General features: G+C 75.4%; 12 protein-coding genes. 9 read left to right on the forward strand and 3 right to left on the reverse strand.

Translation table 11 applies throughout. The features are described from left to right. Positions 1-76 precede the first annotated feature (76 nt). Positions 77-958 (forward strand): LysR substrate-binding domain-containing protein, encoded by an 882-nt coding sequence (locus tag ACZ5NJ_RS27175; protein WP_468767995.1) that lies wholly within the window; start codon positions 77-79, stop codon positions 956-958. An 11-nt stretch (positions 959-969) separates the two neighbouring features. Here the strand turns inward: ACZ5NJ_RS27175 and ACZ5NJ_RS27180 are convergent, their stop codons facing one another. Then, positions 970-1452: an Lrp/AsnC family transcriptional regulator gene (locus tag ACZ5NJ_RS27180; RefSeq protein WP_468767996.1), complete on the reverse strand. Its 483-nt coding sequence runs from the start codon at positions 1450-1452 to the stop codon at positions 970-972. A gap of 165 nt (positions 1453-1617) precedes the next feature. Between ACZ5NJ_RS27180 and ACZ5NJ_RS27185 the strand changes: the two genes are divergently transcribed. From ACZ5NJ_RS27185 to ACZ5NJ_RS27215, 7 genes are all read left to right on the forward strand, one after another. Next, positions 1618-2625, forward strand: a complete 1008-nt coding sequence (locus ACZ5NJ_RS27185; protein WP_468767998.1) for a DMT family transporter — start codon at positions 1618-1620, stop codon at positions 2623-2625. Next, positions 2618-3814 (forward strand): amino acid aminotransferase, encoded by a 1197-nt coding sequence (locus tag ACZ5NJ_RS27190; RefSeq protein ID WP_468767999.1) that lies wholly within the window; start codon positions 2618-2620, stop codon positions 3812-3814. Before ACZ5NJ_RS27185 ends, ACZ5NJ_RS27190 begins: the two co-directional genes overlap by 8 nt. 258 nt (positions 3815-4072) lie before the next feature. After that, complete coding sequence (locus ACZ5NJ_RS27195; protein ID WP_468768000.1) at positions 4073-4723, forward strand: hypothetical protein; 651 nt, start codon at positions 4073-4075, stop codon at positions 4721-4723. After that, the gene (locus tag ACZ5NJ_RS27200) at positions 4720-5928 is read left to right on the forward strand and encodes an MAB_1171c family putative transporter (protein WP_468768002.1); all 1209 of its coding nucleotides are present in this window, start codon (positions 4720-4722) and stop codon (positions 5926-5928) included. The genes ACZ5NJ_RS27195 and ACZ5NJ_RS27200 overlap by 4 nt, the downstream gene beginning before the upstream one ends. Next, positions 5925-6830, forward strand: coding sequence for a DNA-binding protein (locus ACZ5NJ_RS27205; protein WP_468768004.1), 906 nt, complete (start codon positions 5925-5927; stop codon positions 6828-6830). The genes ACZ5NJ_RS27200 and ACZ5NJ_RS27205 overlap by 4 nt, the downstream gene beginning before the upstream one ends. Before the next feature lie 100 nt (positions 6831-6930). Beyond that, positions 6931-7410: a DUF3574 domain-containing protein gene (locus ACZ5NJ_RS27210; protein WP_468768006.1), complete on the forward strand. Its 480-nt coding sequence runs from the start codon at positions 6931-6933 to the stop codon at positions 7408-7410. 199 nt (positions 7411-7609) lie between these two features. Then, on the forward strand, positions 7610-9694 hold the full coding sequence (locus tag ACZ5NJ_RS27215; protein ID WP_468768007.1) for a SpoIIE family protein phosphatase: 2085 nt from the start codon (positions 7610-7612) through the stop codon (positions 9692-9694). A gap of 3 nt (positions 9695-9697) precedes the next feature. On the opposite strand, the gene ACZ5NJ_RS27220 is transcribed toward ACZ5NJ_RS27215, so the two are convergent. Together ACZ5NJ_RS27220 and ACZ5NJ_RS27225 are read right to left on the reverse strand one after the other, a co-directional pair. Beyond that, positions 9698-12511, reverse strand: a complete 2814-nt coding sequence (locus ACZ5NJ_RS27220) for a SpoIIE family protein phosphatase (protein WP_468768009.1) — start codon at positions 12509-12511, stop codon at positions 9698-9700. Further along, the gene (locus ACZ5NJ_RS27225) at positions 12508-13494 is read right to left on the reverse strand and encodes a GlxA family transcriptional regulator (protein WP_468768010.1); all 987 of its coding nucleotides are present in this window, start codon (positions 13492-13494) and stop codon (positions 12508-12510) included. The genes ACZ5NJ_RS27220 and ACZ5NJ_RS27225 overlap by 4 nt, the downstream gene beginning before the upstream one ends. Before the next feature lie 113 nt (positions 13495-13607). Between ACZ5NJ_RS27225 and ACZ5NJ_RS27230 the strand changes: the two genes are divergently transcribed. Continuing rightward, positions 13608-14195 carry a cysteine hydrolase family protein gene (locus tag ACZ5NJ_RS27230; RefSeq protein ID WP_468768011.1) on the forward strand — a complete coding sequence of 196 codons (588 nt, stop codon included), beginning with the start codon at positions 13608-13610 and terminating at the stop codon, positions 14193-14195. The last annotated feature ends 37 nt before the right edge of the window (positions 14196-14232 follow it).

Raw genomic sequence — 14232 nt, forward strand, 5'->3', positions numbered from 1 at the left:
GGGCGCACCGTTCATACGGTCCAAGACCGGTTCGGCCATGAAAGGATGCCTTCACGGGTATGAAGGGGACGGGGAGATGGACCTGCTCGCACTGCGCTGCTTCCAGGCCGTCGCCCGCCACGAGCACATCAGCCGGGCGGCCGCCGAACTGCGCGTGGCCCAGCCCTCGGTGAGCCGCACCGTCGCCCGCCTGGAGGCCGAGCTCGGTGTGCTGCTCTTCGAGCGCCGCGGCCGCCGCATCCGCCTGAACCGGCACGGCGCCGCGTTCCTGCGCCGCGTCGACCGGGCGCTGGCCGAACTGGAGGACGGCCGCCGCGAACTGGCCGAGGCGGCGGGCACCGGAAGCGGCGGCGTGACGGTGGCCGCCGAGACCCTGATGACGGTGGCGGCCCTCCTCCCGGGCCACCGCCTTGCCCACCCCGGCGTGGACGTGCGGCTGCGCCAGTGCCCCGCCGACGCGATGGCGCACCTGCTGCGCACCCGCGGGGCCGACCTCTGCCTCGCCTCCGCCCCCCTCGCCGGGCCCGGGCTGGAGGCGGTGGAGCTGCTCCGCGAGGAGGTCCTGCTCGCCGTGCCCGCCGGGCACCGGCTGGCCGGACGGGAGGGCGTCGCCGTGGCGGAGCTGGCGGGGGAGCCGTTCCTCACCCCGGGGCCGGGGCACTGGCAGCGGGAACTCGCCGACCGGCTGTTCGCCGGGGCCGGGCTGCGGCCCGCCGTCGTCTGCGAGGGCAACGAGCCCGGCGCGCTCCTCGACCTGGTCGGTACGGGCCTGGGCGTCGCCCTGCTCCCGGCGATGGCCCGGGACGCCGGCCCGCGCGCCGGCGTGGCCTGGGCGCGGCTGGCGGCGCCGGACTGCCGCCGGGTGCTGTGGCTCGTCCGCGACCGGGAGGCCTTCGTGCCCGCCGCCGTCCGCGACTTCGCCGCTTTCGCCCTCGCGCACTTCCGCGGGGACGGCTGACCGCCCGCGGCTCAGACGGTCCGGGCGGCCGTCCCCGGCATGGGCCGCGGATAGGTGCGGGACCGCTTGACGCTGCCGAACGCGAAGCTCGACTCGATCGAGGCGATCCCGGGGATCGCGTGGATCCGGTGGCGGACGAGGGCCTCGTAGGCCTCCAGGTCCTCGATGACCACGCGCAGCAGGTAGTCGCTGCTGCCCGCCATCAGGTAGCAGTCCTGGATGTGCTCGATCACCGCCACGTGCTGCTCGAACTCGGCGACCGCCTCCTTGGTGTGCCGCTCCAGGCGGATCCGGACGAAGACGGTGATCGGCAGCCCGAACGCGACCTGGTCCACCACCGCCGTGTAGCCCCGGATCAGGCCCGCCTCCTCCAGCCGGCGGACCCGGCGCAGGCAGGGCGAGGGGGACAGCCGGACGCGGTCGGCGAGGTCCTGGTTGGAGAGCCGCCCGTCGGCCTGCAGCTCCCGGATGATCTGGAGGTCGACGGCGTCCATGGCCACTCCCGGGGTTACTCGGCGCACTCTCGGCGTTTCTTGGCAGATCCTGCCCCAAACGTATGTCCGAGAGGCAGAACTGGCAATCGGCTGCCCCGGCCCAAGCCCTAACGTTGCCGGTGAACGGGCCGGACCGGCCCGCTCTCACAGGCTGGAGTGCATCCCTTGGTCGCGACCCACACCACCGGCGCGTCCGCGCCTGCCGACACGGCGGGCCCGCCGGCCGGAAACACCGGCCGGTTCGGGCTCTCCCCGCACGCCGAGGGCATGGCGGCCCTCGCGGTGACCGTGGCCATCTGGGCCGCCTTCGCGCTCAGCGCCCGCGCCCTCGGCGCCTCCACCCTGCTGCCCGCCGACGCCGCCCTGCTGCGCTTCGGCGTCCCCGTGCTCGTCCTGGCCCCCGCCCTGTGGCGGCGCAGGCGCAAGATCGCCGCCGTCCGCCCGGGCCCCGCCCTCATGATCGTCTGCGGGGCCGGGGTGCCCTTCTTCCTCGCCGCGATGCACGGCGGTTCCCTGACCTCCGCGGCCTTCGTCGGCTCGATCGTCCCCGGGATGGTCCCGCTCTTCGTCGCCGCGCTGATGGCGGCCCGCGGCCGCGGCCTGCCCCGGGGCGCCCAGGTGGCCGGGCTCGTCCTCATCGCGGCCGGCGTCGCCGCCCTGGTGTGGCGCTACGTCGTCCCCGTCGACGCCGACGTGCTGGAAGGGGCCGGCACCCTGCTCGTGGCCAGCGGCCTGTGGGCCCTGTACACGGTCGGGCTGCGCGACGTGGACCTCGACCCCGTCGGGTCGATCGGCCTGCTGTGCCTGCCCTCCTTCGCCGTGATCGGGCTGCTGGTCCTCACCGGGGTCCTCCCGACGGGCCTGGCGCACGCGGCCGGCGGCGACATCGCCCTGTTCCTCGTGGTGCAGGGGCTCGGCGTCGGACTCTGCGCCGGCCTGCTGTACGCCTTCGCCATCCGCCGCCTGGGCGCCGAGCGCAGCTCCGTCGTCGGCAGCCTCAGCCCCGTGGCCGTGGTCCTGCTCGCCGTCCCGGTGCTCGGCGAGTCCCCGACCGCCGCCGTCCTGGTGGGCGTCCCCCTCATCACCGCCGGCGTGGTCCTCGCCAACCGCCGCCCCGGCCCCCGTACCCGTCCCTCCGCCCGCCCCCGTCCCGAGGTCCCCGCAGATGCTTGAGCTCCTCCCCCCGCCGCCCACCGACCCGCTGTGGGACCTGACGTACGAGTTCGGCTCCGACGAGCGGGCCGAGCGGCTGAACCTGGTGCTCGGCGTCTACCGCGACCCCACGGGCCGCACGCCGGTCATGGCCGCCGTCCGCGAGGCGGAGATACGCCTGGCGGAGCGCTCCGAGTCCAAGGAGTACCGGGGCCTGTCCGGCAACACCGCCTTCAACCGGGCCCTGCTCACCCTGGTCCTGGGCGACGCCGGACCGCAGGGCCCGGCCGGCCGGGCGGCGGCCGTCCAGACCGTCGCCGGCTCCGGCGCGCTGCGGCTGCTGGCCGACCTGATCTGCCGCACCAGGCCGGGCGCCACGGTGTGGATCAGCGACCCGGCGTACGTCAACCACCGCCCCATCCTGGAGGCGGCCGGGCTCCGGGTCCGCACGTACGGCTGGCGCGACGCCGAGGGCGGTTTCGACGCGGCGGGCGTGCTGCGCGACCTCGCCGAGGCGCGCCGCGACGACGTGGTCCTGCTCCAGGGCTGCTGCCACAACCCCACCGGCGTCGACCCCGAGCCCGAGGACTGGGAGGCGCTGGCCGCCCTCGCGGCCCGCGACGGCTGGGTCCCGTTCGTCGACCTGGCCTACCACGGCCTCGGCGACGGGCTGGAGGCCGACCTGCGTGCCACCCGGCTGCTCGCCGAACGGGTGCCGGAGATGCTCATCGCCGTGAGCTGCTCGAAGAATTTCGGCCTGTACAGCGACCGCACCGGCTGCGCCATCGTCCTGGGCGCCTCGGAGCGGGCCGTGCGGCACGCGGAGACGGCCCTGCAGAACGCCGCCCGGACGCTGTACTCCATGCCGCCCGAGCACGGGGCCGCCGTGGTGACGGCCGTCCTGGAGGACGAGGGCCTGCGGACCGCCTGGCGGGCCGAACTCGACGTCATGCGCGGCCGTATCGAGGCCAACCGCACGAGCCTCGCCGCGCACCTGGCGGAGCTGGGCCGGCCGGCGCAGGCGGCTTCGCTCGCACGGCAGCGGGGGATGTTCTCGATGCTGCCCCTCACCCCCGAGGAGATGCTCCGGCTGCGCCGGCAGTACGCCATCTACGGGACCACCGCCGGCCGGATCAACATCGCGGGCATCGCCGCCGAGCGGATCCCGTGCCTCGCGCGCGGCGTGGCCGGCGTGCTCGCCGGCCGCTGAGACGGCCCGGAGCCGCCGCCCGAAGCCACCGCGGAGCCACCGCCCGGACCCACCCGGAACCGCGCCCGCGGACGTCCGTTCCGGCGCCCCGGATTTCCCGGCCGCTTTCCCCGTCTCCGGGGAGGGCGGCCGGCGGAGTATCACCGGTCGAAATGCCCTGGAGAATGGCCGGATAGAACTCACCGGCCCTGGTGGGGAGTTGGCCGTATGGCATCATGGCCGCGTTGTCGACCGCTGGGTTCGCCGGAGGACTGAGGGATGAAGTTACCTGGCTCCGCGTTACCGGCGTCGGAGGACCGGACGCTCCGGCGCCGGCTGAAGAAGGTGCGCCGGACCTGCGAGGGGCTGCTCGCGGAGTGGGGCATGGAGCACGGCTGCGGCATCGACGAACTCCACGCATATCTCAGCGAACAGCGCGGACGTCCGATCCATTTGATTCCGACGGCCTTCCCCGAACGCCACCTGTTCGGCATATGGCTGAAAACGGATGACTTCGACATCATCGCCTTCGAGAAGGCGGCTTCGGCGTCGCACAAGGAACACATCATCGCCCACGAACTCGCCCATATCGCCTTCGATCACAAAGGCTCCCTGCAACTGGACGGGGCCGCCCCCGGTACGCAGGAGCCGGACGGTGCGCAGGGTGCGGGCGAGGAGGACGAGGCGGCCGAAGAGGCCGACGCGGGACTGCTGTTCTCCGACGTCGACCCGGAGGCCGTGCGGAGCGTGCTGATGCGCTCCCGCTACAGCGACGACGAGGAGCAGGAGGCCGAGACGATGGCCTCCCTGATCCTCGCCCGCGCCAACAAGCGCTGGACCGAACCGGCCTGGGGCGTTCCGGACGCGGCCGCCGAGATAGTGGCCCGGATCGAGAGCGGCCTGGGCAGGCCCGAACAGGGGCCCGCGTGATCTACGCGATCCTCGCGTGGGTCTGCGCCTTCGTGGGCCTCGCGGCCTTCGCCTACCGGCTCCCGGACCTGCTGCGCAGACGGCACGACGTCGCCCTGTGGGCGCTGTGCACCTACTTCCTCTGCTCCGGCATCAGCTTCCTGGTCGACCTGGACCTGCTGCGGCTGCACATCTCCGCCTTCTTCGGGCTGCCCAACATCACCTCGCTGATCACCCAGGCCGCGGTCGTGGTGCTCACCGCCGCGCAGCAGGTGGTCCTCGTCTACTGGTCCTCGCCGCCGGCCGAGGCCCGCCGCATGGCCCGCCGCCGCGTCCTCGGCTTCGGCGGCGCGCTCGCCGTGCTCGTCGTCTCCTCCTTCTCCGTCGGCCCCGTGGCCCACTCGGAGACGGCGACCTCGACGATCCTGCTCAGCATCCAGCACGGCGGATACGCCGTGTACATGTCCTTCTACCTGCTGATCTGCGCCGTGGGGCAGTTCGAGACCGTGCGCCTGTCGCTGCGCTTCACCACCATGGCCAACCGCCAGTGGCTCAAGGTCGGCATGCGCACCGTCACCGTCGGCGCCAGCATGATCCTCGTCTACTGCGTCACCCGGGGCGTCCAGATCGCCGGGACCCGCCTGGACTTCGACGGCAGCGCCCTCGACCCCATCCAGTGGACGGCCGGCAGCGTCGGCGCCCTCCTCCAGATCGCCGGCTGGACCATCCCCTCCTGGGGCATCCGCATCACCCGCGCCCGCGGCTGGATCCGCTCCTACCGCTCCTGGCGCCGGCTGCGGCCCCTGTGGTGGGCGCTGTACCAGGCCTCGCCCGACATCGCCCTGGACCCGCCGCGCTCCCGGCTGCGCGACCTGATGCCGCCCCGCGACCCGCACTACCGCCTCTACCGCCGGGTCATCGAGATCCGCGACGGCCAGCTGATCCTGCGCACCTCGCTCTCCCTGGAGGACTTCTCGCGGGTGGCCCGTTCCCTGGACCTCCCCGAGGACCCCACCTCGCCCCTGGGCGAGGCCCTCCAGCTGCGCGCCGTGCTGAGCCGGCCGGCCGAGGAGCGGGCCGAGTGCGCCGACCCCTCCGAGATCCCCGCGCGGCCCCCGTACGAGGACTTCCGCGACGAGGTGGAGTGGCTCAGCCGGGTGGCCTCGTCGTTCCGCCGGCTCGGCCGGCGCCGCTCCGGGCCGGTGGACGCCGGCCTGCTGTCATGACGGCACCGGAGCGGGAGCCCGGCGGCCTGGTCCCCCTGGCCGGACGCGCCGTCGCGCACCTGGTGGCCCTCGACACCGAACGCGGCGCCACCACCGCCGTGGCGGCCGTACGGGGGGCCGTGCGCGGGATCCCGCAGCTGGCGGCCGACCCGCACGCCCTGCGCGGGCTCGGCCCCGACGCCCTCGCCGCCCTCGCCGAGCTGGCCGAGGTCATCGGCTGGATCCTCTTCGACGCCGGCCGCTACCGCCCCGCCCACCGGATGAACCTGCGGGCGCTCGCCCTGGCCGGCCTCTGCGGGGACCGCTGGACGGCCCGGCTGACCCTGCTCAACCACGCCATGCTCGCCACCCACACCGGCCGCCCCCGCGCCGCTTTGGACGCCGCCGGCCGGGTCGCCGGGCCGCGCCCGCTGCCCGCCCGGGTCGCCAGCCTCGTCCTGGTCCGCCGGGCGCACGCCACCGCCCTGCTCGGCGGCCACCGCGAGCCCCTGGAGCTGATCGCCCGGGCCCGCAGCCGCTTCCTGGACGGGGTCTCGGCCCGCGACCCGCACTGGGCGTGGTGGATCGACGAGACGGAGCTGCTCGGCCACCAGGGCTGGGTCCAGGCCCGGCTGCGCCGCTGGGACCGGGCCATCCCCCTGCTGTACGAGGCGGCCACCGCGCCCGGCCCCGCCTACCGGCACCTGTTCACCGCACAGCTCCTCGCGGCCCTGGCCGGGGCCGGGGCCTGGCGGGAGGCGGAGGAGCTCATCGGGCGGGTCGCCCCCGGCGCCGCCGGCATCGGCTCGGTCCGCACGACCGAGACGCTCGCCGCCACCGCGGCCCGCCTGCGCCGCCGCTCCGGAGCCCCGGCCCCGCTGCGGGACGCGGCCGCCTTCCTGCGGGAATCCCTGCCGGCCTGAGCGGCCCCCGCCGCCCTCCGCGGCGGCCCCCCCACGCGACACGGACACACGCACGCACCCCCGGAAACACACCCACGCACCCCAGAGTGAGGACGACGACATGCGCTCCCCGAGAATCTCGACCCCCGCCGCGGCCCTGCTGGCCGCGGCCGCCCTGCTCTTCGCCTTCGGCGGCCCGGTGTCGCAGGCCGCCTTCGGCACGCCCACCGCCTCCGCCGCCCCGGCGGCGCAGCCCGCCGCCGACCTCGGCAGCCCGTACATCTCCACCCACCTCTACTTCGGGACGGGCCGGCACAACGGGAACCCGCCCATCACCGAGGAGGAGTTCAACGCGTTCGTCGCCGACGTCATCACCCCCCGCTTCCCCTCCGGGCTGACCCTCCAGGAGGGGCGCGGCCAGTGGCGTGACAAGGAGGGCGACATCAACCGGGAGAAGTCGTACGAGCTCACCGTGATGTACCCGGTGCGCGAGGCGGCCGCCCGCAACGCCGACATCGAGTACATCCGCCGGCTGTACTGCAAGACCTGGGAGCTGGAGTCCGTGGGCCGGGCCGACGTCCGCGCCCAGGTCGACTTCTGACGGGACCGGCCCGCGCGCCTTCCGGGCGGGCCGGCGGGGTGCGGTCGGCGCGCCACCGGCCCGTCCCGCCCCACCGGCCCGTCCCGCTCCACCGGCCCGTCCCGCCCCACCGGCCCGTCCCGCCCCTGCCACAGCGCCCCGCGTCGAGCGCTCGGATAGGGTGAATCGGTACGAATCGGACCCCCGTGAGGTCGGTGCCTTGGACACGTACCAGTCGACGAGCAGGGTGCCCGATCCGCCGGAGGCGGCCGTCGGCTACGCGGGCGTGCTCCGCGAGCTGCTGCCGATCGCCCTGTGGCGGGAGGACGCGGACGGGCGCGTCGTGGAGTGGTCCCTGGCCGCCCAGGAGCTCCTGGGCCACCGCCCCGAGGACATCCTCGGCCGCCCGGGCACCGCCGTCCTCGTCCCCGAGGCCAACCGCGCCCTCGCCGACGACCTGACCCGACGGGTCCAGGCCGGCGAGACCGTCGTCGGCACCCTGCCCGTGCGCCACCGCGACGGCCACCGCGTCGCGATGGAGATGTGGATCGTGCCCGCCGCCGACCCCCGCGGCCGCAGGGGCGCCATGCTCATCGCCGTCGAGACCTCCGAGGTCCTGCGGATGCGGGACTCCCTCGCCGCCCTCCAGAGCCTCTTCACCCAGTCCCCGATCGGCCTCGCCACCCTCGGCCCCGACCTGCGCTTCCTGCGCGTCAACGACGCCCTCGCCCGGATGAACGGCGTCTCCGCCGCCGAGCACCTCGGCCGGCGCCTCACCGAGGTGGTCCCCGGGGTCAACGCCGCCGCCCTCGAAGCCACCATGCGCCAGGTGCTCGAACGCGGCACCGCCGTCCTCGACGTCCGCCGCACCGGCCGCACCCCCGCCGACCCCGGCCACGACCACACCTGGTCCTGCTCCTACGCCCCCCTCCTCGACGGCGGCGGCCGCACCCTCGGCCTGATCGCCTCCCTCATCGACATCACCGAGGGCCAGCGCGCCCAGCTGGAGGCCGAACGGGCCCGGACCCGCTTCGCCCTCCTCGCCGAGGCCGGCACCCGCATCGGCACCACCCTCGACCTGGGCCGCACCGCCCAGGAGATCGTGGACCTGCTGGTCCCGCAGCTCGCCGACTCCGCCGACGTCCAGCTCCTCGAAGCCGTCCTGGACCCCGACGAGACCCACGCCGCCGCCGCCCACGGGCTGCTGCGCCGCCTCGCCGCCACCTTCCCCGACCCCGCCGCCCCCACCGCCCGGCTCGCCCCCGGCCAGACCCTCCAGATCCCCGCCGGGTCGGTCTACGAACGCGTCCTCGCCGAGGGCGTGCCCATGAACCTCTACGCCTCCGACGTCCCCGCCCTGATCACCGACCCCCGCGCCGACGCCCTGCGCGCCTACCTCGCCACCCTCGGCTCGGCCCGCATGGTCCCGCTCGTCGCCCGCGGCAAGGTCCTCGGCGCGGTCGCCGTCACCCGGCTGCGCAGCCGCGAGCCCTTCGACGCGCAGGACTGCGTCCTCATCGACGAACTCGTCGCCCGGGCCGCCCTCAACATCGACAACGCCCGCATGTACACCACCCAGCGGCACGCGGCCCTGACCCTCCAGCGCAGCCTCACCAACAGCGCCCTCCCCGACGTCCCCGGCCTCCGGCTCACCGGCCGCTACCTGCCCGCCAGCGACCACGACGTCGGCGGCGACTGGTACGACGTCATCCAGCTGCCCCGCGGCCGCACCGGCCTGGTCATCGGCGACGTCATGGGCCACGGCATCCACGCCGCCGCCGTCATGGGCCAGCTGCGTACCGCCGTCCGCACCCTCGCCCGGCACGACGTGCCGCCCGCGCGGATGCTCCGCTCGCTGGACGCCGTGGTCTGCGACCTCGGCGAGGACGAGATGGCCACCTGCGTCTACGCCGTCCACGACGCGGCCACCGGCGACTGCGTCATCGCCCGCGCCGGCCACCCGCCGCCCGCCGTCGTCTCCGGCGACGGCACGGTCGCCTTCCTCCGCGGCCCGTCCGGCACCCCCCTGGGCACCGGCGGCCGCTCCTTCCGCACCGAGACCGTCGCACTGCCCCCGGGCAGCCTCCTCGCGCTCTACACCGATGGGCTGATCGAGGCCCGCGACCGGGACCTGGACGAGGGGATGGAGCGCCTCGCCGACGCCCTGGGAGGGCCCGCCCGGCCGCTGGAGGAGCTGTGCGAGGGCATCCTGGCCCGGCTGCTGCCCGCCGCCCCACAGGACGACGTGGCGGTCCTGCTGGCCCGGACCACCGGCCCGGCCGGCCCCGTCCGGCCGCCGGCGTAGCCGTCACCAGGCCAGGTCCCCCAGGGCGTCCAGGTCCAGGTCCAGCGGCAGCGGCGGCTCCGCCCCGGAGGCGCGCGACAGCTCCGCCCAGATGACCTTGCCCCGCTCCGTGTAGCGGGTGCCCCAGCGCTCCGCGTACTGCGCGACGAGGAACAGCCCGCGGCCGCCCTCGTCGGTGGTCGCCGCGTACCGCAGGTGCGGGGACGTGCTGCTGCCGTCGGAGACCTCGCAGATCAGGTTCCGGTCGTGCAGCAGGCGGACCCTGATCGGCTCGTTCCCGTACCGGATCGCGTTGGTGATCAGCTCGCTGAGGACCAGCTCGGCGGTGAACGAGAGCTCCTCCAGCCCCCACGCCTCCAGCTGTCCCGCCGCCGCGCGGCGCACCCGGGAGACCGCCGACGGATCGTCGGGGACCTCCCACTCCGCGATCAGGTGCGGATCCAGCCGCCGCGCCTCGGCGATCAGCAGTGCGATGTCGTCGCTCGGCGCCGGGAACAGCATCGCCGCCAGGACGTCCGCGCAGGCCTGCTCGGGGCTGCGGCCCGCCCGGGCCAGCGTCCGCCCCAGCAGCTCCAGCCCGGCGTCGAAGTCCCGGTCCCGGTCCTCCAGCAGCCCGTCGGTGAACAGCACCAGCCGGCTGCCCTCGGGCAGGGCCAGCCCCGCCGCCTCGAAGGGCATCCCGCCCACCCCGAGCGGGAGACCGGTCGGCAGCTGGGGGAACTCCACCCGCCCGTCCGGGTGGACCAGGGCGGGACCCGGGTGGCCGGCGCTCGCCATGACGCAGTGGCCCGACACCGGGTCGTAGACGGCGTACAGGCAGGTGGCGCCGGTGATCCCGGCCGGCTCCTCGGCCCCCGCGCCGGCCTCCTCGCCCGCCCGGCCGCCGGGCCCCGCGCCACCGCCCGGCTCGCCGCTCTCCAGCTGGTCGATCCGGTCGATGAGCTCGTCCAGGTGCCCCAGCAGCTCGTCGGGCGGCATGTCCAGCGTCGAGAAGTTGTGCACCGCCGTCCGCAGCCGGCCCATCGTCGCCGCCGCGTGCACCCCGTGCCCCACCACGTCGCCCACCACCAGCGCCACCCGCGCCCCCGGCAGCGGGATCACGTCGAACCAGTCCCCGCCCACCCCCGCCTGCGCCGGCAGGTACCGGAAGGCCGTCTCCACCGCGCTCAGGTCCGGCAGCACCCGGGGCAGCAGGCTGCGCTGGAGGGTCACCGCGGTGGCGTGCTCCCGGGTGAAGCGGCGGGCGTTGTCGATGGAGACGGCCGCGCGCGCACCCAGCTCCTCCGCGAAGGACAGGTCCTCCTCGTCGAAGGCCTCCTGGGTGTCCGCCGCCCGCCAGAAGTTCGCCATCCCCAGCACCACCCCGCGCGCCTGGAGCGGTACGGAGATCAGCGAGTGGAACCCATACTCCAGGGCCACGCGCGTACCCGCCGGGTCGGCCGCCCGCCAGCCCATCGCGGCGCGCAGGTCGGCGGCCAGCACCGCATGACCGGCGTCCAGGGCCGCTGCCATCGGGGCCGTGGGCACCGCGAAGAAGATGGTGTCGCCGACCGGCTGGAGCGGCTGGTCGGCGCGCACCCCCGACATCGCCGCCCGGCGCATCCGCGTGTGCATCCCGGCCGCCGGCGAGGGCTCTTCCCCGCGCAGCACCGGCTCCAGCAGCTCGACGGTGACGAAGTCGGCGAAGCGCGGCACGGCCACCTCCGAGAGCTCCTCCGCCGTGCGCGCCACGTCCAGGGTCGTGCCGATCCGCACCCCCGCGTCGTACAGCAGCTGGAGCCGCTCCCGGGCCACCTCGGCGCGGCCGGAGAGCGCGGCGAGCTCGGTGGTGTCGCGCAGGGTCATCACGCTGCCCGACGGCCGCCCCGCGAAGGGCGCGGTGGGCCGCAGGTTGAGGGCCAGCAGCCGGTCGCCCGCCAGGTGGACCTCGTCCGTCGCGACCCGGCCGGACAGCAGCAGCTCCGCGGTGCCCGGATCGAGGCCCAGCTCGCCGACGTGCCGCTGCTCGGCGTCGGGCGGCAGGTCCAGCAGCCGGCGGGCCTCGTCGTTGGCGAGCAGCAGCCGGTGGTCGGCGCCGACGATCAGCACGCCCTCGCGCACGGCGTGCAGCACCGCCTCGTGGTGCTCGTTCATCCGGGCCAGTTCGGCGGCGCCCAGGCCCCGGGTCTGGCGTCGCAGCCGCCCGCTGACCAGGGCGGCCCCCGCGGTGCCCAGCAGCAGGGCGCCCACGGCGGCGCCGATCAGCAGCGGGAGCTGCCCCTCGACCACATGGCTCACGTTCTCGATCTCGATGCCGGTGGAGACCAGCCCGACCACCGTGCCCCGCGCGTCCCGTACCGGGACCACGGCGCGGACCGCGTCACTGGGGGCGCCCCGGAAGACCTCCGTGAAGGCCTCCCCGGCGGCGGCCCGCCCCAGGTCGCCGGTGGCGCGTTTGCCGATCAGGTCCGGCCGGGAGTCGGTGTAGCGGATCCCGTCGGGGGTCAGGACCGCGATGAAGTCGAGCCCGGAGGCCTTGCGGGCGGCGTCGGCCAGCGGCTGGAGCTCGGCGGTGGGGTTCGGGGAGGCCAGGGCGGCGGGCAGGCCGGGGGCGTGGGCGAAGGCCTCGGCGGCGGCCAGCGAGCGGTTGCGGGCGTCCTTCTCGCCGTCGTAGCGGGCCTGGAAGACCAGGGCCACGGCGGCGGCCGTGATCAGCAGCAGCACGATGAGGGCCTGGAGGGAGAACACCTGACCGGCGAGACTGTCCCGGGCCAGGGAGAGGCGCGCGAGCAGGCTCCCCGGCCGCGTCTCCCTGTGCCGACCCGAACGTCCGGTCATGAGCCATTTCTAACACTGTCACCGGGTATGGGGGCGTTGGCCGCCGCCGTGCGGTACGCGCGCGGGCTGCGCCCGAAGGCCGCCGCGAAGTGCTGGCGGAAGGTCACCTCGCTGGCGAACCCCGCCCGGCGGGCCACCTCGGGCACCGGATGGTCGGTGCGCTCCAGCAGCTTGCGGGCCTCGTCCAGCCGGCGGCTCAGCAGCCATTGGTGGGGTGTGGTCCCGGTGGCGGCCGTGAAGTGCCGGGCGAAGGAGCGCGGGGACATCCCGGCCCAGCGGGCCAGGGTGGCCACGTCCAGCGGCTCGTGCAGCCGGCGCAGGGCCTGCTGGCGTACGGCGGCCAGCGCCTCGGCCGTCCGGTCGGCGGCCGGGGTGGGCCGGTCCAGGTACTGGGCGTGGTCCCCGGTGCGGAAGGGGCCCGTCACCATCGAACGGGCGATGGCGGCGGCGGCCTCCGCGCCGTGGGCCTCGCGCACCAGGTGCAGGCACAGGTCGATGCCGGAGGCGACCCCGGCGGAGGTCCACAGCCCGTCGTCCTCCACGAACAGCGGGGCCTCCTCCACCAGCACCGCGGGGTGGCGGGCGGCCAGCTGCGGGGCCAGCCACCAGTGCGTCACCGCGCGCCGCCCGTCCAGCAGTCCCGCCTCGGCGAGGACGAACGCCCCCGCGCACAGCGCCGCCACCGGTACGCCGCGGGCGTGCGCCTGCCGCAGGGCGGCCAGCACCGGCTCGGGCGTCGGGTCGGTGGGCTCGGCCAGGGCCGGCACGACGACCAGGTCGGCCCGGTCGAGCCAGTCCAGGCCGCGGTCGGGGGCGAGGGTGAGCCCGCCGGGCAGGGCGATGGGCCCGGGCTCCAGCGCGCAGCGGCGCAGCTCGAACGGGGGCACCCCGCTGCGGCTGCGGTCGGGCCCCCAGACCTCGGTGATCACGGCGAGGTCGAAGGCGCGGATGCCGGGCTGGGCGACGATCGCGACGCGGTGCATGCGGCCACTCTGCCAGAGGCCCGCCCGGTGATCCTGCCAGGCTGGCAGGATCCCATCGTTTCGCGTCCCCGTCGCCCCTGGGGCGCGGGGGCGGGGCGAACCATGATCGACCCATGACCGAGAACGCGATCGAGATCGCCCCCGACAGTGCCCTGATCGTCATCGACGTGCAGAAGGGCTTCGACGACGCCTCCTTCTGGGGCCCGCGAGACAACCCGGCGGCCGAGGACAACATCGCCGCCCTGATGGACGCCTGGCAGGAGACGGGCCGCCCGGTGGTGCTGGTCCGGCACGCTTCGCTGCGCCCGGGGTCCGTCCTCGCCGCCGACCGGCCCGGCCACGCCTTCAAGGACTTCGTCGCCGAGCGGGCCGGGCGGGAGGCCCTGCTCGTCACCAAGACCGTGAACTCGTCCTTCTACGGCACCCCGGACCTGGGGGACTGGCTCACCGCGCGGGGCATCCGGCAGCTGGTGGTCACCGGCATCCAGACCAACATGTGCGTCGAGACCACCGCCCGGATGGGCGGGAACCTGGGCTACGAGGTCCTCGTCCCGCTGGACGCCACCCACACGTTCGACCTCGCGGGGCCGGAGGGCCTCACCCTCACCGCCGCCCAACTGGCGGCGGCCACCGCCGTCAACCTCCACGGCGGCGGCTTCGCCCGCGTGCTCACGACGGCGGAGGTCCTGGCCGCGGTGTGATCCCGTACGTGCGCTCCACACCCGTGCGCCCCAACGC

Source organism: Streptomyces sp. NPDC032091 (assembly GCF_055580265.1).